Origin of the sequence: Streptomyces sp. NPDC008079 (assembly GCF_042957385.1) — a bacterium.
In the GTDB taxonomy this organism is placed as follows: domain Bacteria; phylum Actinomycetota; class Actinomycetes; order Streptomycetales; family Streptomycetaceae; genus Actinacidiphila.
This window is the reverse complement of the sequence record NZ_JBIBIC010000018.1, coordinates 116,689-134,801: the sequence shown is the minus strand read 5'-3', so window position 1 is coordinate 134,801 and position 18,113 is coordinate 116,689. Positions and strand designations below refer to the sequence as shown.

Here is an 18,113-nt window from a genome sequence, read left to right as displayed (position 1 = left end):
CCGATGTCAGTGCGAACTGGCGGCTGCCAGCTCGATGGGGGTCCGGGGCCGGGCCCCGGTGCCCTCCCCGTTCGGTGCGAACCGGGAAGGCGCCCGGCGACGGCCGGGACCAGGGGTCCCGGCCGCGCCGGAGGCGATCAGTACTGCTCGGTCTCCACGAAACCGGCGTCCACGTCGTCGTCGGCGCCGAAGGCGTCGGCGGCGGCGGTGGGGTCGAATCCGGGCGGGCTGTCCTTGAGGGCCAGGCCCATGCCGGCCAGCTTCGCCTTGACCTCGTCGATCGACTTCGCGCCGAAGTTGCGGATGTCGAGCAGGTCGGCCTCGGAGCGTGCCACGAGCTCACCCACGGAGTGGATGCCCTCGCGCTTGAGGCAGTTGTAGGAGCGGACGGTGAGTTCCAGCTCCTCGATCGGCAGCGCCAGGTCAGCGGCCAGGGCGGCGTCCGTGGGGGACGGGCCCATGTCGATGCCCTCGGCGTCGACGTTCAGCTCGCGGGCCAGGCCGAACAGCTCGACCAGGGTCTTGCCCGCGGACGCCATGGCGTCACGGGGGCGCATGGCCTGCTTGGTCTCGACGTCGACGATCAGCTTGTCGAAGTCGGTGCGCTGCTCGACACGGGTCGCCTCGACCTTGTAGGTGACCTTGAGCACCGGGCTGTAGATGGAGTCGACCGGGATGCGGCCGATCTCCTGGCCCTGCTGCTTGTTCTGCACCGCGGAGACGTAGCCGCGACCGCGCTCGACGGTCAGCTCCATCTCCAGCTTGCCCTTGGCGTTCAGCGTCGCCAGGACCAGGTCGGGGTTGTGCACCTCGACACCGGCCGGGGGCGCGATGTCGGCGGCGGTGACGACACCCGGGCCCTGCTTGCGCAGGTACATCACGACCGGCTCGTCGTGCTCCGAGGAGACGACGAGCTGCTTGATGTTGAGGATGACGTCGGTCACGTCCTCCTTGACGCCCGGCACGGTGGTGAACTCGTGCAGGACACCGTCGACCCGGATGCTGGTGACAGCGGCACCGGGGATCGAGGAGAGGAGCGTACGGCGGAGCGAGTTGCCGAGGGTGTAGCCGAAGCCCGGCTCCAGCGGCTCGATCACGAACCGGGAGCGGAATTCGTCGACGACCTCTTCGGTCAACGAGGGACGCTGAGCGATCAGCATGAGTGTCGGTCCTTCATTCGTGGGCGCCCGCTATTTGACGCCCCCTGTACTACGAGGATACGGGCGGTACGACGGTTGCCCGTCGTACCGCCCGGCATCGCCTCGGTCCGTACGCCGAAGTAATTGCTTACTTCGAGTACAGCTCGACGATGAGCTGCTCCTGCACCTGGGTGTCGATCACCTGGCGCTCGGGCAGGCTGTGCACGAGGATCCGCAGCTTGCCGGCGTTGGCTTCGAGCCACGCGGGCACGGTCTTGTCGCCGGCCTCGCCCTGGGCCACCGCGAACGGGGTCAGGTTGCGGGACGACTCGCGGACCTCGACGATGTCGCTCACGGACACACGGGCCGACGGGATGTCGGTCTTGCGGCCGTTGACGGTGATGTGTCCGTGACGGACGAGCTGCCGCGCGTGGTCGCGGGACTTGGCGAAGCCGGCCCGGTACACCACGTTGTCGAGGCGGGTCTCAAGGATGCGCAGAAGGTTCTCACCGGTCTTGCCGGACTTCTGGTTCGCTTCCTTGTAGTAGTTCACGAACTGCTTCTCGAGGACACCGTAGATGCGCGCGCACTTCTGCTTCTCACGAAGCTGGAGAAGGTACTCGCTGTCCTTGGTGCGCCCGCGTCCGTGCTCACCCGGGGGGTAAGGACGGATCTCGATCGGGCACTTCGCGCTCTCGCACTTGCTCCCCTTGAGGAAGAGCTTCTGCTTCTCCCGACGGCAACGCTTGCAGTCGGCCCCGGTGTAACGCGCCATTGTCTCGTGTCTCCTGTATCAGCTTGTCAGACGCGGCGGCGCTTGGGCGGGCGGCAGCCGTTGTGCGGGGTCGGGGTGACGTCCTGGATCGAACCGACCTCGAGGCCCGTGGCCTGAAGGGAGCGGATCGCGGTCTCGCGGCCGGAGCCGGGACCCTTCACGAAGACGTCGACCTTGCGCATGCCGTGCTCCTGCGCCCGGCGGGCGGCCGACTCGGCGGCCATCTGCGCGGCGAAGGGGGTGGACTTGCGCGAGCCCTTGAAGCCGACGTGGCCGGCGGAGGCCCAGGAGATCACGTTGCCCGCGGGGTCGGTGATCGAGACGATCGTGTTGTTGAACGTGCTCTTGATGTGGGCGTGCCCATGAGCGACGTTCTTCTTTTCCTTGCGGCGCACCTTCTTGGCTGCGCCCTGACGGCCCTTAGGAGGCATGTGTCAACTTCTCCCGGTGGAGGTGGTCGGTCCTACAGCGAAGACCGCTGATGAGCGTCCGCTGAGGACTACTTCTTGCCCGGCTTCTTCTTACCGGCGATGGCGCGACGCGGACCCTTGCGGGTACGGGCGTTGGTGTGAGTGCGCTGACCGTGGACCGGCAGGCCACGACGGTGGCGCAGACCCTGGTAGCAACCGATTTCCACCTTGCGGCGGATGTCGGCCTGCACCTCGCGACGGAGGTCACCCTCGGTCTTGAAGTTGGCATCGACGTACTCGCGCAGCTTGACGAGGTCTTCCTCGGCCAGGTCGCGGACGCGGATGTCGGGGTTCACACCGGTCTCCTTCAGCACCTGCTGGGAGCGGGAGCGCCCGATGCCGAAGACGTAGGTGAGGGCGATCTCCACGCGCTTCTCACGCGGGAGGTCAACGCCTGAAAGGCGTGCCATTTTCTTGGCTCCTGATGGTTTCGGAGGTCTTCCGCAGTGCCGGCTCCTGACCGCCGACCGCTCGTGTGCTGAGCGGTGGTACGACCAGGTCCCCGGCCTCCGCCGGAGGTGTCATCCCCTTGTGGCAGGAGATGGGCACTGCGTATGTACGTGTGTGCGTCGCGCGAAGTTCTGCGGATGCAGGTAGGTCGGCGTGCGTCAGCCCTGGCGCTGCTTGTGGCGCAGGTTGTCGCAGATGACCATGACCCGGCCGTGACGGCGGATCACCTTGCACTTGTCGCAGATCTTCTTGACGCTCGGCTTGACCTTCATGAGGTGAGGTTCTCCGGGTCTTGAGATCTACTCGTTGCTACTTGTATCGGTAGACGATCCGTCCGCGCGTCAGGTCGTACGGAGAGAGCTCCACAACGACCCGGTCATCCGGGAGGATGCGGATGTAGTGCATCCGCATCTTGCCGCTGATGTGCGCGAGGACCTTGTGACCGTTCTGCAGCTCCACCTTGAACATCGCGTTCGGCAGAGACTCGATCACGGTGCCCTCGATTTCGATGGCGCCTTGCTTTTTGGCCATGTCCTGCTTTCGGGATCGGCTACCTTGGTCGGCCCCAGACATGCCAAAAGACACGCGAGAGCCGACGTGTCAGTCTACGTCACGCCACCCGGAAAGACGAATCAGGGATGTATGCCCTGCCCCGAAGATCCTTAAGCAAGCGGGTCTGGGGCGGTCGTGATGCCGTACTCGGCCAGTTTGGCCCTGCCGCAGTCCTCGGCGGTCAGGACGAGGGGGCCGTCCTCGGTGAGGGCGATGGAGTGCTCCCAGTGGGAGGACCAGGAGCCGTCGTCGGACTTGACCGTCCACTCGTCGGCGAGGACGTGGGTGCGGGGGGTGCCGAGGGTGACCATCGGCTCGATGGCGAGGCAGACGCCGGGGATCAGCTTGATGCCGCGCCCGCGCTTCTTGGTGACGTAGTTCAGCAGGTGCGGGTCCATGTGCATCTGGGTGCCGATGCCGTGGCCCCCGTAGTCCTCGACGATGCCGTACTTGCCGGAGGCGGGCCGCGGCTGGCGGCGGATGTAGCCCTCGATCGCCTTGGAGATGTCCTCCAACCGGTTGCCCTTGCGGAAGGCGGCGATGCCCGCCCACATGGACTCCTCGGTGACCCGGCTCAGCTCGATCAGCTCCGGCGCGTGCCCGCTGCCCACGAAGCACGTGAAGGCCGCGTCGCCGTGCCAGCCGTCCACGATGGCGCCGGCGTCGATGGCGATCATGTCGCCGTCCTTGAGCACCGTCTCGCGGTCCGGGATGCCGTGCACCACCACGTCGTTGACCGACGTGCAGATGTTGCCAGGGAAGCCGCCGTACCCCAGGAAGTTCGGCTTGGCGCCGTGGTCGGCGATCACCTTCGCGGCGACCTCGTCCAGGTCCTTGGTGGTGGCGCCGGGCACCGCCGCGGCGCGCGTCGCCCGGTGGATCGCCGCCACGACCAACCCGGCCTCGCGCATCTTGGCGATCTGCTCGGGGGTCTTGATCTCCACCATGACGGCTGGCGCCTTCCTTGTGTACGTCAGTGCTCGGGCACCGCCCGCCCCCTCGGGGACGGCATGTGCCCACTCAACGATACGGCCGTGGCGCCCGTCAGGGCACCACGGCCGATGCCGTGCTCTGCGGCGGCTACCGCCGCTCGCCCGCGCGCAGCGCGTCCATCGCGCGCTGCGTGACCTCGGCCACCGGGCCGAGCGCCGAGATCGTCACCACAAGGTCCTGCTGCTTGTAGTAGTCGATGATCGGCTCGGTCTCGCGGTGGTAGACCTCGATCCGGTTGCGGACCTTGTCCTCCGCGTCGTCGCTGCGCTGGTACAGCTCGCCGCCGCAGACGTCGCAGACGCCCTCGGTGGCGGGCTTGCTGTACTCGACATGGAAGACGTGCGCGCTGTTGTTGCGGCACACCCGGCGGCCGGCGATCCGCTTGACGACCTCGTCCTCGGGGACCTCCAGGTCGAGCACACCGTCGAGCGCGATCCCGTGCCCGGCCATGTACGCGTCCAGCGCGCGGGCCTGGAACTCGTTGCGCGGAAAGCCGTCGAGCAGGAAGCCCTCCGCCGCGTCCGCCTGCTCCAGGCGGTCCTCCGCCATGCCGATGGTGATCTCGTCAGGTACCAGGTCACCGGCGTCCATGAACGCCTTCGCCTGCTTGCCCAGGTCGGTCCCTTGACTGATGTTGGCGCGGAACAGGTCTCCCGTGGAGATGTGCGGGATCGACAGGTTCTTGGCGAGGAACGCGGCCTGCGTCCCCTTGCCCGCGCCGGGGGGACCGACCAGGACGATTCGCATCAGCGGAGGAACCCTTCGTAGTTACGCTGCTGGAGCTGGCTCTCGATCTGCTTCACCGTCTCCAGACCGACACCCACGATGATCAGGATGCTGGTGCCGCCCAGCGGGAAGCTGCCGTTGCTCCCGTTGAAGACCGCGATGGCGACCGTTGGCACGAGAGCGATGAGACCCAGATACAGCGATCCCGGCCACGTGATGCGATTCAGCACGTAACTCAGGTACTCCGCGGTGGGGCGGCCGGCCCGGATGCCGGGGATGAAGCCACCGTACTTCTTCATATTATCCGCCACTTCCTCGGGGTTAAACGAGATAGCGACGTAGAAGAAGGCGAAGAACACGATCAGCAGGAAGTAGGCGGCCATGTAGATCGGGTGGTCGCCCTTGGTCATGTTGCGGCTGATCCACTGCGCCCAGCCCGCGGTCGACCCGGAGAACTGCACGATCAGCGCCGGGATGTAGAGCAGCGACGACGCGAAGATGACCGGGATCACACCCGCCTGATTGACCTTCAGGGGGATGTACGTGGAGGTGCCGCCGTACGAGCGGCGGCCGATCATGCGCTTCGCGTACTGCACCGGAATTCGGCGCTGGGCCTGTTCGACGAAGACCACCAGGCCGACCATCGCGAGACCGACGGCGATCACCGCGAGGAACTCCACCCAGCCGCCGGCGATCTTGCCGGAGACCTTGATCGCCCACAGCGAGCCGGGGAATCCGGCGGCGATGGCCACGAACATCAGGATCGACATGCCGTTGCCGATGCCCTTGTCGGTGATCAGCTCACCGAGCCACATGATCATCACGGTGCCCGCGGTCATGGTGGTCACCATGGTCACGGTGGTGAAGATCGACTGGTTCGGCACGATGTCGAACTTGTTCTGGCAACTGGAGAACAGGCTGCCGGAGCGGGCGGTGGCGACGAGGCCGGTGCCCTGGAGGACCGCGAGCGCGACGGTCAGGTACCGGGTGTACTGCGTGATCTTGGTGGTGCCCGCCTGGCCCTCCTTCTTGAGGGCCTCCAGGCGTGGGATCACCACCGTGAGGAGCTGCAGGATGATGCTCGCCGTGATGTACGGCATGATCCCGAGCGCGAAGATCGTGAGCTGGAGAAGAGCGCCGCCGCTGAACATGTTCACCAGGCCGAAGAGGCTGTTGCTGCTCTTCGTGTCCTTGATGCACTGGTTGACCACCGAGTAGTCGATCCCCGGCACCGGAACATGCGCACCGAGGCGATAGATCACCACGATGCCCAACGTGAACAGCAGCTTCTTCCGCAGGTCGGGCGTCCTGAACGCCCGTGCGAACGCGGTGAGCACGGTGCCTCCTGCACCCCCCGCGCACGGCGGAAGGACGGTCTGATGAGGTACTGACTGATACGGGCAGATACGGCGCTGGCCATACGGCTGTACCACCCGCGAAAGCACACAGGCTCTGCGAACAGTAACAACCGACGTCACCCTACCCGCGAGGCGGGCTCCCTAGGAATGACCAATCGGCCAAGGAAATACAAGGAAACAACGACCGGGGATGCCCCTAGGTGCTGGGCATCCCCGGTCGTCGTGTGACATCTGACTCAGATGAGTTCGGTCACGGTACCGCCGGCGGCGGTGATCTTCTGCTGGGCGGACCCGGAAACCGCGTCCACGGTCACCTGGAGCGCCACGGTCACCTCGCCGGTGCCGAGCACCTTGACGAGCTGGTTCTTGCGTACCGCGCCCTTGGCGACCAGATCGGCCACCGTGACCTCGCCACCCTCGGGGTAGAGGGTCGCGAGCTTGTCCAGGTTGACGACCTGGTACTCGGTGCGGAACGGGTTCTTGAAGCCCTTGAGCTTCGGGAGACGCATGTGGAGGGGCATCTGCCCGCCCTCGAAGCGCTCCGGAACCTGGTAGCGGGCCTTGGTGCCCTTGGTGCCACGACCGGCCGTCTTGCCCTTGGACGCCTCGCCACGACCCACACGGGTCTTGGCGGTCTTGGCGCCGGGGGCCGGACGGAGGTTGTGGATCTTGATCGGGCTTTCGTTACCCATGATCAGTCGACCTCCTCGACCGTGACGAGGTGGCGGACGGTCTGGACCATGCCGCGGATCTCCGGCCGGTCCTCCTTGACCACCACGTCGTTCAGCCGCTTCAGGCCGAGCGACCGCAGGGTGTCACGGTGGTTCTGCTTGCTGCCGATGTAGGACTTGGTCTGGGTGACCTTGAGGCGAGCCATTACGCACCCACCCCGGCACGCGCACGCAGCAGGGCGGCGGGCGCGACGTCCTCGATCGGCAGACCGCGGCGGGCGGCGATCTCCTCGGGGCGCTGAAGCCCCTGGAGCGCGGCCACCGTGGCGTGCACGATGTTGATCGCGTTGTCCGAGCCGAGGCTCTTGGACAGCACGTCGTGGATACCGGCGCACTCCAGGACGGCGCGCACCGGGCCACCGGCGATCACACCGGTACCGGGGGAAGCGGGCTTGAGCAGGACGACGCCCGCGGCCTTCTCGCCCTGGATCGGGTGCGGGATGGTGCCCTGGATACGGGGGACCTTGAAGAAGTGCTTCTTGGCCTCCTCCACACCCTTGGCGATGGCGGCCGGCACCTCCTTGGCCTTGCCGTAACCGACACCCACGGTGCCGTCACCGTCGCCCACCACGACCAGCGCGGTGAAGCTGAAGCGACGACCACCCTTCACAACCTTGGCGACGCGATTGATCGCGACGACACGCTCGACATAGGCGGTCTTCTCGGCCTGCTGGCCGCCGTCCCGCCGGTCCTTACGGTCCCGTCGCTCGCCGCCACCGGCACCGCTTCCGCGGCGCTGGGGTCCAGCCATTGGAATTACCTCTCTTCGTTTTCCGCTAGCTACGGAACCGGATCAGAACTTCAGTCCGGCTTCGCGGGCGGCGTCCGCCAGGGCGGCGATGCGCCCCGCGTACTGGTTGCCGCCACGGTCGAACACGACAGCCTCGACGCCCTTGGCCTTCGCACGCTCGGCCACGAGCTGGCCGACCTGCTTGGCCTTGGCGCTCTTGTCGCCTTCGCCGCCGCGGATGGACGCGTCGAGGGTCGACGCGGACGCGAGCGTGTGGCCCGCGAGATCGTCGATGACCTGCGCCACGATGCCACGGTTGGAACGGGTCACGACCAGACGCGGACGCGCCTCCGTGCCCGAGACCCGCTTGCGGACGCGGATGTGGCGACGCTTGAGTGCCGCACCCTTGTACGCCTTGCCCTTGGCGATCTTCACACCGTATGCCATGGCTACTTACCAGCCTTTCCGACCTTGCGGCGGATGACCTCGCCGGCGTACTTGACGCCCTTGGCCTTGTACGGGTCGGGCTTCCGCAGCTTGCGGATGTTGGCGGCCACCTCGCCGACCTTCTGCTTGTCGATGCCCTCGACGGAGAACTTCGTCGGGTTCTCGACCTTGAAGGAGATCCCCTCGGGGGCCTCGACGAGAATCGGGTGGCTGTAGCCCAGGGCGAACTCCAGGTTGGAGCCCTTCGCCTGGACGCGGTAGCCGACACCGCTGATTTCGAGCTGCTTGCTGTAGCCCGCGGTCACGCCGGTGATCATGTTCGCCACCAGCGTGCGGGACAGGCCGTGCAGGGCCTTCGAGACACGCTCGTCGTTGGGGCGGGTGACCAGCAGAGTGCCGTCCTCGCCCTTGGCGATCTCGATCGGCGCGGCAACGGTGTGCGAAAGGGAACCCTTGGGGCCCTTCACAGCGACCGTGCGGCCGTCGATGGTGACGTCCACTCCGGCGGGAACCGAGATGGGCAGCTTGCCGATGCGCGACATTGCTATACCTCGCTTTCCCGGTTACCAGACGTAGGCGAGGACTTCCCCACCCACGCCCTTCTTCTGCGCCTGCTGGCCGGTGAGCAGCCCGTGGGACGTGGAGATGATCGCCACGCCCAGGCCGCCGAGCACCTTCGGCAGGTTGGTGGACTTCGCGTAGACCCGCAGACCAGGCTTGCTGATCCGCTTGATCCCGGCGATGGAGCGCTGCCGCTCCGGACCGAACTTCAGCTCGAGGATGAGGTTCTTGCCGACCTCGGCGTCCTCGACCTTCCAGCCGGTGATGTAACCCTCCTGCTGGAGGATCTCCGCGATGTGCGACTTGATCTTGCTGAACGGCATCTCGACGTCGTCGTGGTACGCCGAGTTGGCGTTACGCAGACGGGTCAGCATGTCCGCGATGGGGTCGGTCATGGTCATGAGTTGGCCCTGGGCCTCTCTCGCCGGGGTTTCCTATCTGTGCCATCCCTCTCCCCGAGAGGTGCGCCGCGCGGTGGCGGACACGTCGGGACGGGTGCGGTACGGGGACCTACGGCGTAGTAAGTCGAATCGGGCGGCGGACGCCCAACCCTTCTACCTTACGGGAAAAAGGTTGGGCCCCCGACCGTCCAGATGCTTACCGAGAGTTCCTGGTGATCCGGATTGCCCGGACTACCAGGAGCTCTTGGTCACGCCCGGCAGCTCGCCACGGTGGGCCATCTCACGAAGGCACACGCGGCACAGGCCGAACTTGCGGTAGACGGAGTGCGGCCGGCCGCAGCGCTGGCAGCGGTTGTACGCGCGCACAGCGAACTTCGGCTTACGAGCGGCCTTGGCAATGAGAGCCTTCTTCGCCACGGCTCACGCCTCCTTGAACGGGAAGCCGAGGTGACGAAGGAGGGCGCGGCCCTCATCGTCGTTGGTCGCCGTGGTGACCACGGTGATGTCCATACCCCGGACGCGGTCGATCTTGTCCTGGTCGATCTCGTGGAACATGACCTGCTCCGTGAGACCGAAGGTGTAGTTGCCCCGGCCGTCGAACTGCTTCGGCGACAGACCGCGGAAGTCGCGGATACGCGGGAGCGCGAGCGACAGCAGGCGGTCCAGGAACTCCCACATGCGGTCACCGCGGAGGGTGACGTGGGCGCCGATCGGCTGACCCTCACGCAGCTTGAACTGCGCGATGGACTTCCGGGCCTTGGTGACCTGCGGCTTCTGGCCGGTGATCGTGGCGAGGTCGCGGATGGCGCCCTCGATCAGCTTGGAGTCGCGGGCGGCGTCGCCCACACCCATGTTGACCACGATCTTGGTGAGACCGGGAATCTGCATGACGTTCTCGTACGAGAACTCGTCGCGCAGCTTGCCCGCGATCTCCTCGCGGTAGCGCGTCTTGAGACGCGGCTGTGCGTGCGTCGTAGCGGTGTCAGTCATCAGATGTCCTCACCGGTCCGCTTGGCAACGCGGATCTTGTTGCCCTCGTCGTCGAACCGGTAGCCGACGCGGGTCACGACCTTGTTGCCGTCCTTCTCAACAACGAGCTGCACGTTGCTGACGTGGATGGGCGCCTCGGTGGTGATGATGCCGCCGGTCTTCGAACCGCGGTCGGTCTGGCCGGCCTTGGTGTGCTTCTTGACCCGGTTGACACCCTCGACGAGGACACGGTCGAGCGCGGGGTAGGCAACGATGACCTTGCCCTGCTTGCCCTTGTCCTTACCGGTGATGACCTGGACCAGGTCGCCCTTCTTGATCTTCATCGGTTACAGCACCTCCGGCGCGAGCGAGACGATCTTCATGAACTTCTTCTCGCGCAGCTCACGGCCCACCGGGCCGAAGATACGGGTGCCGCGGGGGTCGCCGTCGTTCTTGAGGATGACGGCGGCGTTCTCGTCGAACCGGATGTACGAGCCGTCGGCGCGACGGCGCTCCTTGACGGTCCGGACGATGACCGCCTTGACGACCTCGCCCTTCTTCACGTTGCCACCGGGGATCGCGTCCTTGACGGTGGCGACGATGACGTCACCGATTCCCGCGTAGCGGCGACCCGAGCCACCGAGAACACGGATGCAAAGGATCTCCTTGGCACCAGTGTTGTCGGCGACACGAAGTCGCGACTCCTGCTGGATCACGTCTATCTCCTGTTTGTCGCGTCGGTTCCCGGCGGGGCCCACTCACGGGGAGCGGGCCACCGCCGAGCCTGACGGAACGGTCCTGAGGGAGTGCCCTCAGGGATTACTTGGCCTTCTCGAGGATCTCGACGACGCGCCACCGCTTGGTCGCGGAGGTCGGCCGGGTCTCCATGAGGAGGACCCGGTCGCCGATGCCCGCGGCGTTCTGCTCGTCGTGCGCCTTGAGCTTGTTGGTGCGGCGGATGACCTTGCCGTACAGGGCGTGCTTCACACGGTCCTCGACGGCGACCACTACGGTCTTGTCCATCTTGTCGCTGACCACAAGGCCCTCGCGGGTCTTGCGGAAGCCGCGCTGCTCGTCGGTCGTCTCAGTCACATTCTTCTCGCTCATCAGGCGCTCTCCACCGTCTCCACAGTCTCGATGCCCAGCTCACGCTCGTGCATCAACGTGTAGATCCGGGCGATGTCCTTGCGGACCACCTTGAGCCGGCTGTTGTTCTCGAGCTGCCCGGTGGCCCCTTGGAAGCGGAGGTTGAACAGCTCCTCCTTCGCCTCGCGCAGCTTGTTGACGAGCTCCTCGTCACCAAGCTGGCGCAGCTCGGAAGCCTTGGTACCGGCCGCCATCACGACTCACCTGCCTCGCGCCGCACGATGCGGCACTTCATCGGAAGCTTGTGCGCGGCGCGGGTCAGCGCCTCACGAGCAACCTTCTCGTTCGGGAATGACAGCTCGAACATCACCCGACCGGGCTTGACGTTCGCGATCCACCACTCGGGAGAACCCTTACCGGAACCCATGCGGGTCTCGGCGGGCTTCTTGGTCAGCGGGCGGTCCGGGTAGATGTTGATCCAGACCTTGCCGCCGCGCTTGATGTGACGGGTGATGGAGATACGAGCGGACTCGATCTGCCGGTTGGTCACGTAGGCGGGCGTGACGGCCTGAAGGCCGTACTCGCCGAACGCCAGCTCCGTGCCGCCCTTGGCCATTCCGTCGCGCCCGGGGTGGTGCTGCTTGCGGTGCTTGACCCTACGGGGGATCAGCATGGTACTTAGCCTTCCGTTCCGGGGGTCTCCGCGGCTGCTGCCGGGGCCTCGACGGCAGGAACATCCGTCTTGGAGGCCGGGGAGCCGGACGCGCCGTCGGTCTGAGGACGACGGCCGCCACCGCCACCGCGGCCACCGCGCTCGCCACCGCGGCGCTGCGGACGCTCGTTGCCGCCACCACGCGCCGGGCGGTTGCCCGCACGGGCCGCGGCGTTGTCGGCGCGGACCTCGGCGATGTTCTTGACGTCGCCCTTGTAGATCCACACCTTGACACCGATACGGCCGAAGGTGGTCTTGGCCTCGAAGAAGCCGTAGTCCACGTTGGCGCGCAGGGTGTGCAGCGGGACACGGCCCTCGCGGTAGAACTCGGAGCGGGACATCTCGGCGCCGCCGAGGCGGCCACCGCACTGGATCTTGATGCCCTTGGCGCCGGCCTTCATGGTGCCCTGCATGCTCTTGCGCATGGCACGGCGGAAGGAGACGCGCGAGGAGAGCTGCTCGGCGACGGCCTGGGCCACCAACTGAGCGTCCATCTCCGGGTTCTTGACCTCGAGGATGTTGAGCTGGACCTGCTTGCCGGTCAGCTTCTCCAGGTCACCGCGGATGCGGTCGGCCTCCGCGCCGCGACGGCCGATGACGATGCCCGGCCGGGCGGTGTGGATGTCGACGCGGACGCGGTCACGGGTGCGCTCGATCTCCACCTTGGAGATACCGGCGCGCTCCATGCCCTGCGTCATCATCTTGCGGATGGCCACGTCTTCCTTGACGTAGTCCTTGTACAGCTTGTCGGCGTACCAGCGGGACTTGAAGTCCGTGGTGATGCCGAGGCGGAACCCGTACGGGTTTACCTTCTGGCCCATTACCGGGTCTCTCCCTTGCTGGCGACGACCACGGTGATGTGGCTGGTCCGCTTGCGGATGCGGTAGGCGCGGCCCTGGGCGCGCGGCCGGAACCGCTTGAGGGTCGGACCCTCGTCCACATACGCCTCGCTGATGAACAGCGACTCGGCGTCGGTGTGGTCGTAGTTGTGCGCGGCGTTGGCAATGGCGCTGTCCAGCACCTTGCCGACCGGCACGCTCGCGGCCTGCGGGGTGAAACGCAGGACCGCCTGAGCCTCCGTGGCGTCCATGCCACGGATGAGGTCCACCACGCGGCGGGCCTTCATGGGCGTGACGCGGATGTACCGCGCCTGGGCCCTGGCTTCCATGGTTGTCCCTTCAGTGTCTGTCTTCGTCGTCACGGTTCAGCCCGCTCAGCGACGCCGCGACTTGCGGTCGTCCTTCTCGTGCCCGCGGAAGGTGCGGGTCGGTGCGAACTCGCCGAGCTTGTGGCCGACCATCGACTCAGTGACGAACACCGGGACGTGCTTACGGCCGTCGTGCACCGCGATCGTGTGACCCAGCATCGCCGGGATGATCATCGAGCGGCGGGACCAGGTCTTGATGACGTTCTTGGTGCCTGCTTCGTTCTGTACGTCCACCTTCTTGATCAGGTGGTCGTCGACGAAGGGCCCCTTCTTGAGACTGCGCGGCATCTAAACCCGCTCCTAGCGCTTCTTGTTCGTCTTGCGGCGGCGGACGATGTACTTGCTCGATGCCTTCTTCGGCGAGCGAGTACGACCTTCCTTCTGACCCCACGGGGAGACCGGGTGGCGACCACCGGAGGTCTTGCCCTCACCACCACCGTGCGGGTGGTCCACCGGGTTCATGGCGACACCGCGGACGGTCGGGCGGACGCCCTTCCAGCGCATGCGGCCGGCCTTGCCCCAGTTGATGTTCGACTGCTCGGCGTTGCCGACCTCGCCGATCGTGGCGCGGCAGCGGACGTCGACCATGCGGACTTCACCGGACGGCATGCGAAGGGTGGCCATGGTGCCTTCCTTCGCCAGTAGCTGGACGGAAGCGCCCGCGGAGCGGGAGATCTTCGCGCCGCCACCGGGCCGCAGCTCGATCGCGTGGATCGTCGTACCCACCGGGATGTTGCGCAGCGGCAGGTTGTTGCCCGGCTTGATGTCGGCGTTGGGGCCGTTCTCGATCCGGTCACCCTGCTGGAGCTTCGCGGGGGCGAGGATGTAGCGCTTCTCGCCGTCCGCGTAGTGCAGCAGCGCGATGCGCGCGGTGCGGTTGGGGTCGTACTCGATGTGCGCGACCTTGGCGGGCACGCCGTCCTTGTCATGGCGACGGAAGTCGATGACACGGTAGGCGCGCTTGTGGCCACCGCCTTGGTGGCGGACGGTCACACGACCGGCGTTGTTACGGCCGCCCTTGCTGTGCAGCGGGCGGACCAGCGACTTCTCCGGCGTGGACCGCGTGATCTCGACAAAGTCGGCGACGCTGGAGCCACGACGGCCCGGAGTCGTCGGCTTGTACTTGCGGATACCCATTTCTCAGTCCTCGGATGAATTCAGGACTTCGACACGATCCGGCCTCCGTTAGGAGACCGGGCCGCCGAAGATGTCGATTCGGTCGCCCTCGGCAAGGGTCACGATGGCGCGCTTGGTGTTGGCGCGCTTGCCGAAACCGGTGCGGGTGCGCTTGCGCTTGCCCTGCCGGTTGATCGTGTTGACCCCGGTGACCTTGACCGAGAAGACCGCCTCGACGGCCTGCTTGATCTGGGTCTTGTTCGCGCGCGGGTCGACGACGAACGTGTACTTGTTCTCGTCCAGCAGCGCGTAGCTCTTCTCCGAGACCACCGGCTTGATCAAGAGGTCACGGGGGTCCGTGTACGTCTTGCTGGTGATCACGGGTCCGGTGGTGGTCGTGTCGTCGCTCATCAGGCTTCGCTCCCTTCGAGCTCATCCTCGGAGGCGACGGCCTTGCCGGAGGCCGACTCAGGACCGGATCCCGCCACGAAACGCTCGAAGGCGTCCTTGGTGAAGACCACGTCGTCGGAGACGAGCACGTCGTACGTGTTGAGCTGGCCTGCGTCCAGGATGTGCACCTGGGGCAGGTTGCGGGCGGAAAGCCACGCGGCCTCGTCGGCGCGCTCGATGACCAGGAGCACGTTCTTGCGCTCGCTGATCTTGCCGAGCAGGCTCTTGGCGGCCTTCGTCGACGGGGCGGAGCCCTCGACGACGCCGGAGACGACGTGGATGCGGTTGTGCCGCGCACGGTCGGTCAGGGCGCCGCGGAGGGCGGCCTTGACCATCTTCTTGGGGGTGCGCTGCGAGTAGTCACGCGGTACGGGACCGTGGACGACGCCACCGCCGGCGAACTGCGGGGCGCGGGTCGAGCCCTGACGGGCGCGGCCGGTGCCCTTCTGGCGGTACGGCTTGCGGCCACCACCGCGGACCTCGCCACGCGTCTTCACCTTGTGCGTGCCCTGGCGGGCGGCGGCGAGCTGCGCGACGACGACCTGGTGGATCAGCGGGATGCTGACCTTGGCGTCGAAGATCTCGGCCGGGAGTTCTACGGTCCCGGCGGTGTCGCCCGACGGCGACAGGACGTTGATGGTGCTCATAGCCTTCAGGCCCCCTTGGCCGCGGTGCGGACCAGGACGAGGCCGCCGTTCGGACCGGGGATAGCGCCCTTGATGAGCAGCAGTCCCTTCTCCGCGTCAACGGCGTGGACGGTCAGGTTCTGGGTGGTGACCCGCTCGTTGCCCATGCGGCCCGCCATGCGCATGCCCTTGAAGACACGGCCGGGGGTGGCGCAGCCACCGATGGAGCCCGGCGAGCGGTGCTTGCGCTGCACGCCGTGCCCGGCGCCGAGGCCCTTGAAGTTGTGACGCTTCATGACACCGGCGAAGCCCTTGCCCTTGCTCTTGCCGGTCACGTCGACCTTGACGCCTGCCTCGAACACCTCGGCGGTGATCTCCTGGCCGAGCGTGTACTCCGCGGCGTCCGCGGTGCGCAGCTCCACCAGGTGGCGGCGGGGGGTGACGTCGGCCTTCGCGAAGTGGCCCTTGAGGGGCTTGTTCACCTTGCGCGGGTCGATCTCGCCGAAGGCGAGCTGAACCGACTCGTAACCGTCGGCGTCGTTCGTACGGACCTGGGTCACAACGTTCGGACCGGCCTTGACGACAGTCACTGGGACGACACGGTTGTTCTCGTCCCAGACCTGGGTCATGCCGAGCTTCTCGCCCAGGATGCCCTTGATCTGCTTGGTCATCTTCTCCGCGCCTCTCAGAGCTTGATCTCGATGTCGACGCCGGCCGGAAGGTCCAGGCGCATCAACGAGTCAACGGTCTTGGGCGTCGGGTCGAGGATGTCGATCAGGCGCTTGTGCGTGCGCATCTCGAAGTGCTCGCGCGAGTCCTTGTACTTGTGCGGCGACTTGATGACGCAGTACACGTTCTTCTCAGTGGGCAGCGGCACCGGGCCCGCGACCTGCGCACCAGTACGCGTCACCGTCTCGACGATCTTCTTCGCCGAGGAGTCGATGACCTCGTGGTCGTAGGCCTTGAGCCGGATGCGGATCTTCTGTCCCGCCATGGCTACTCCGTAGTCCTTGTCTCTGTTTACGCTCTGACATCCGCTTCGCCGACCCACGCGGTCGGGCGTGTCGCGCCCCTTCCGTGAATTTCCGCATGCGGAAATCCCTCTTCAGGGGGTTGCGTGGGAGATAACACCCACCGGATGCCTGGTCGGAACCGCGCTCACGCTTCCCGGAAGATTCCCGTACGTCCGCCCCAGCGCTGCCCCGAGGGGCAGTTAAGGCGACGAGTACTGTGGGACTCGCTTCCGGTCCTCCCGACGGGAGGCGCGCAGCATCGGCGCTCGACCGAGCAACTTGGACAGTGTGCCATATGGGGCATGGCCGTGGCCAATCGGGCCGGAAAGCTTACCCCTCCGCGTTCGGCCGCCAAACCTGGGCTCGTTGAGGCGTGCGGCGGCGGCCCTCACAGCGAGTGGGTCGCGGTGATACGTCCTGTTCCGTCCGCTTGCACGTCGGCCGTGCCGTTGCCGCCGGTGACGGTCACCCGGATCACCACGGCCCTGGTCTTCGCGTCGCGGGCGATGTCGATCCTCCAGGAGCCGGCGCCCGCGCCCGTGACCCCGAGGTTGGTCCTGGCCTCCCTGACGAGTTCCGGCATCCGCTCGTACGGCAGGTCGGTCAGCACCACGGGCAGTTGGCCCGGGGCCCACTCGTCCGGCTTCGTACCGCGGGCCGTCATACGGCGGTCGGTGACGCTGACGCTGACGGCGGTGGACACCCCGGCCTTGAGCAGCGCGTCGGAGGTGGCGCGCAACTGCCCTCCAATGAGGATCGAGGTGCTGACGTCGGCCGTGGTCACGCTCCGCGAGACGGTCGTGCTCGTGGCGCCGGAACCGCCGGAACGGCCGGAACCGCCGAAGGCGCCGGGGCTCGTCGCGGACGAGGAGGGCTTCGCCGGGTCGTCCGTGAAGAGGTCGCCGCGGAAGACCAGGACGACGACCGCGGCGCCGGCCAGCATGCCGAGGACGGCGATCGCGCACCAGGGGCCGGCCTTCTCCGGATCGCGGACCCGCGTGGACTCCGGCGCCGAGTCCAGCGACGCCCGCGCCGCCCGGCTCGCCCACTCCGCGTCCGGCTCGCTGACGATCGTGACGTCCCACGGCCTGTCGGGCCGGTACTCGACCACCACGATGCCGCGCACCGGGAAGTCGGGGAGGTCGACCAGATTCACCGACCGGTGGACGTGGGCCCGGAACGCGGGCCGGTCGTCCGGCGCCACGGTCAGGTCGAAGGCCACCGGCACGTCCGCGTACTCCCCGCTGGTGGCGCGCCTGCTCTCGATCATGGCGACGGCCTTGACCCGCTCCACGACCGGCCGCCGCGCCCGGCGCCGCGCGCTGAACGCGGCCGTGGTCAGGACCAGCAGTGCCAGGGCCGCGATGCCGCTGCCCCACACCGCGACCTTGCCGATGGTGCCGCCGACCACGATCGCCGCCGCCCCGGCGCCGAACGCCCCGCCGACCAGCAGCCCGCGCAGCAGCGCCGAAGGGCCGTTCCCGCCGGCGTGGGCGGTCTCCGTGGCATCCGTCATCGTCACGAGGGGAGATTCTGTCCTGAACGCACCACCGCAGGAAGACGTTCGGGTGTCGTACCGGTGACGACCGGGGGCGGGCCCG

At 66.9% G+C, this 18,113-nt stretch carries 31 protein-coding genes; all 31 read right to left on the bottom strand.

Annotation, left to right across the window (positions count from 1 at the left end):
- Positions 1-137 precede the first annotated feature (137 nt).
- The 31 genes from ACFZAM_RS29645 to ACFZAM_RS29495 all read right to left on the bottom strand — a co-directional run bounded on the left by ACFZAM_RS29645 (position 138) and on the right by ACFZAM_RS29495 (position 18,028).
- Positions 138-1,160, bottom strand: a complete 1,023-nt coding sequence (locus ACFZAM_RS29645) for a DNA-directed RNA polymerase subunit alpha (protein WP_033177813.1) — start codon at positions 1,158-1,160, stop codon at positions 138-140.
- A 127-nt stretch (positions 1,161-1,287) separates the two neighbouring features.
- The gene (gene rpsD / locus ACFZAM_RS29640) at positions 1,288-1,914 is read right to left on the bottom strand and encodes a 30S ribosomal protein S4 (RefSeq protein WP_355340190.1); all 627 of its coding nucleotides are present in this window, start codon (positions 1,912-1,914) and stop codon (positions 1,288-1,290) included.
- Between the two features lie 26 nt (positions 1,915-1,940).
- Entirely contained in the window at positions 1,941-2,345 is a 405-nt protein-coding gene (gene rpsK, locus ACFZAM_RS29635; RefSeq protein WP_006376016.1) for a 30S ribosomal protein S11, read from the bottom strand.
- Positions 2,346-2,413: 68 nt separating this feature from the next.
- The gene (gene rpsM / locus ACFZAM_RS29630) at positions 2,414-2,794 is read right to left on the bottom strand and encodes a 30S ribosomal protein S13 (RefSeq protein WP_188284659.1); all 381 of its coding nucleotides are present in this window, start codon (positions 2,792-2,794) and stop codon (positions 2,414-2,416) included.
- A 198-nt stretch (positions 2,795-2,992) separates the two neighbouring features.
- Entirely contained in the window at positions 2,993-3,106 is a 114-nt protein-coding gene (rpmJ, locus tag ACFZAM_RS29625; protein ID WP_003956441.1) for a 50S ribosomal protein L36, read from the bottom strand.
- Positions 3,107-3,143: 37 nt separating this feature from the next.
- Entirely contained in the window at positions 3,144-3,365 is a 222-nt protein-coding gene (gene infA / locus ACFZAM_RS29620) for a translation initiation factor IF-1 (protein ID WP_003956442.1), read from the bottom strand.
- Positions 3,366-3,496: 131 nt separating this feature from the next.
- Complete coding sequence (gene map, locus ACFZAM_RS29615; RefSeq protein ID WP_391050423.1) at positions 3,497-4,333, bottom strand: type I methionyl aminopeptidase; 837 nt, start codon at positions 4,331-4,333, stop codon at positions 3,497-3,499.
- A gap of 133 nt (positions 4,334-4,466) precedes the next feature.
- A complete protein-coding gene (locus ACFZAM_RS29610) occupies positions 4,467-5,126 on the bottom strand; it encodes an adenylate kinase (protein ID WP_355340197.1) in 660 nt (219 codons plus the stop codon).
- Complete coding sequence (secY, locus tag ACFZAM_RS29605; RefSeq protein WP_093713225.1) at positions 5,126-6,442, bottom strand: preprotein translocase subunit SecY; 1,317 nt, start codon at positions 6,440-6,442, stop codon at positions 5,126-5,128. The genes ACFZAM_RS29610 and secY overlap by 1 nt, the downstream gene beginning before the upstream one ends.
- Positions 6,443-6,699: 257 nt before the next feature.
- A complete protein-coding gene (gene rplO / locus ACFZAM_RS29600; protein WP_355340200.1) occupies positions 6,700-7,155 on the bottom strand; it encodes a 50S ribosomal protein L15 in 456 nt (151 codons plus the stop codon).
- Positions 7,156-7,157: 2 nt separating this feature from the next.
- Positions 7,158-7,340, bottom strand: a complete 183-nt coding sequence (rpmD, locus tag ACFZAM_RS29595) for a 50S ribosomal protein L30 (RefSeq protein WP_030890715.1) — start codon at positions 7,338-7,340, stop codon at positions 7,158-7,160.
- Positions 7,340-7,945 (bottom strand): 30S ribosomal protein S5, encoded by a 606-nt coding sequence (gene rpsE / locus ACFZAM_RS29590; RefSeq protein ID WP_093713222.1) that lies wholly within the window; start codon positions 7,943-7,945, stop codon positions 7,340-7,342. Before rpsE ends, rpmD begins: the two co-directional genes overlap by 1 nt.
- Positions 7,946-7,987: 42 nt before the next feature.
- Positions 7,988-8,371, bottom strand: a complete 384-nt coding sequence (rplR, locus tag ACFZAM_RS29585) for a 50S ribosomal protein L18 (RefSeq protein ID WP_188284655.1) — start codon at positions 8,369-8,371, stop codon at positions 7,988-7,990.
- A 2-nt stretch (positions 8,372-8,373) separates the two neighbouring features.
- Positions 8,374-8,913, bottom strand: a complete 540-nt coding sequence (gene rplF, locus ACFZAM_RS29580; RefSeq protein ID WP_188284654.1) for a 50S ribosomal protein L6 — start codon at positions 8,911-8,913, stop codon at positions 8,374-8,376.
- Positions 8,914-8,934: 21 nt separating this feature from the next.
- Positions 8,935-9,333: a 30S ribosomal protein S8 gene (rpsH, locus tag ACFZAM_RS29575; RefSeq protein WP_355340206.1), complete on the bottom strand. Its 399-nt coding sequence runs from the start codon at positions 9,331-9,333 to the stop codon at positions 8,935-8,937.
- 231 nt (positions 9,334-9,564) lie between these two features.
- Positions 9,565-9,750 carry a type Z 30S ribosomal protein S14 gene (locus tag ACFZAM_RS29570; RefSeq protein WP_030890724.1) on the bottom strand — a complete coding sequence of 62 codons (186 nt, stop codon included), beginning with the start codon at positions 9,748-9,750 and terminating at the stop codon, positions 9,565-9,567.
- 3 nt (positions 9,751-9,753) lie between these two features.
- Positions 9,754-10,323 carry a 50S ribosomal protein L5 gene (gene rplE, locus ACFZAM_RS29565; RefSeq protein WP_188284652.1) on the bottom strand — a complete coding sequence of 190 codons (570 nt, stop codon included), beginning with the start codon at positions 10,321-10,323 and terminating at the stop codon, positions 9,754-9,756.
- Positions 10,323-10,646 carry a 50S ribosomal protein L24 gene (gene rplX, locus ACFZAM_RS29560; RefSeq protein WP_188284651.1) on the bottom strand — a complete coding sequence of 108 codons (324 nt, stop codon included), beginning with the start codon at positions 10,644-10,646 and terminating at the stop codon, positions 10,323-10,325. The genes rplE and rplX overlap by 1 nt, the downstream gene beginning before the upstream one ends.
- 3 nt (positions 10,647-10,649) lie before the next feature.
- Positions 10,650-11,018: a 50S ribosomal protein L14 gene (rplN, locus tag ACFZAM_RS29555; RefSeq protein WP_031524788.1), complete on the bottom strand. Its 369-nt coding sequence runs from the start codon at positions 11,016-11,018 to the stop codon at positions 10,650-10,652.
- A 103-nt stretch (positions 11,019-11,121) separates the two neighbouring features.
- Positions 11,122-11,409, bottom strand: coding sequence for a 30S ribosomal protein S17 (gene rpsQ / locus ACFZAM_RS29550; RefSeq protein WP_188284650.1), 288 nt, complete (start codon positions 11,407-11,409; stop codon positions 11,122-11,124).
- Positions 11,409-11,642 carry a 50S ribosomal protein L29 gene (rpmC, locus tag ACFZAM_RS29545; RefSeq protein ID WP_093713214.1) on the bottom strand — a complete coding sequence of 78 codons (234 nt, stop codon included), beginning with the start codon at positions 11,640-11,642 and terminating at the stop codon, positions 11,409-11,411. The genes rpsQ and rpmC overlap by 1 nt, the downstream gene beginning before the upstream one ends.
- On the bottom strand, positions 11,642-12,061 hold the full coding sequence (gene rplP, locus ACFZAM_RS29540; RefSeq protein WP_188284648.1) for a 50S ribosomal protein L16: 420 nt from the start codon (positions 12,059-12,061) through the stop codon (positions 11,642-11,644). The genes rpmC and rplP overlap by 1 nt, the downstream gene beginning before the upstream one ends.
- A gap of 5 nt (positions 12,062-12,066) precedes the next feature.
- Positions 12,067-12,921: a 30S ribosomal protein S3 gene (rpsC, locus tag ACFZAM_RS29535; RefSeq protein WP_355340213.1), complete on the bottom strand. Its 855-nt coding sequence runs from the start codon at positions 12,919-12,921 to the stop codon at positions 12,067-12,069.
- Positions 12,921-13,268, bottom strand: a complete 348-nt coding sequence (gene rplV / locus ACFZAM_RS29530; protein ID WP_188284646.1) for a 50S ribosomal protein L22 — start codon at positions 13,266-13,268, stop codon at positions 12,921-12,923. Before rplV ends, rpsC begins: the two co-directional genes overlap by 1 nt.
- A 45-nt stretch (positions 13,269-13,313) precedes the next feature.
- Positions 13,314-13,595, bottom strand: a complete 282-nt coding sequence (rpsS, locus tag ACFZAM_RS29525) for a 30S ribosomal protein S19 (RefSeq protein WP_033177798.1) — start codon at positions 13,593-13,595, stop codon at positions 13,314-13,316.
- A 12-nt stretch (positions 13,596-13,607) separates the two neighbouring features.
- On the bottom strand, positions 13,608-14,444 hold the full coding sequence (gene rplB, locus ACFZAM_RS29520; protein WP_073492405.1) for a 50S ribosomal protein L2: 837 nt from the start codon (positions 14,442-14,444) through the stop codon (positions 13,608-13,610).
- 48 nt (positions 14,445-14,492) lie between these two features.
- Complete coding sequence (rplW, locus tag ACFZAM_RS29515; RefSeq protein ID WP_188284643.1) at positions 14,493-14,834, bottom strand: 50S ribosomal protein L23; 342 nt, start codon at positions 14,832-14,834, stop codon at positions 14,493-14,495.
- Positions 14,834-15,520, bottom strand: coding sequence for a 50S ribosomal protein L4 (gene rplD, locus ACFZAM_RS29510; RefSeq protein WP_355340218.1), 687 nt, complete (start codon positions 15,518-15,520; stop codon positions 14,834-14,836). Before rplD ends, rplW begins: the two co-directional genes overlap by 1 nt.
- Before the next feature lie 5 nt (positions 15,521-15,525).
- Positions 15,526-16,170, bottom strand: a complete 645-nt coding sequence (gene rplC / locus ACFZAM_RS29505) for a 50S ribosomal protein L3 (protein WP_188284641.1) — start codon at positions 16,168-16,170, stop codon at positions 15,526-15,528.
- A gap of 14 nt (positions 16,171-16,184) precedes the next feature.
- Complete coding sequence (rpsJ, locus tag ACFZAM_RS29500; protein ID WP_014144312.1) at positions 16,185-16,493, bottom strand: 30S ribosomal protein S10; 309 nt, start codon at positions 16,491-16,493, stop codon at positions 16,185-16,187.
- A 407-nt stretch (positions 16,494-16,900) separates the two neighbouring features.
- Entirely contained in the window at positions 16,901-18,028 is a 1,128-nt protein-coding gene (locus ACFZAM_RS29495; protein ID WP_391050422.1) for a hypothetical protein, read from the bottom strand.
- Positions 18,029-18,113: the final 85 nt, after the last annotated feature.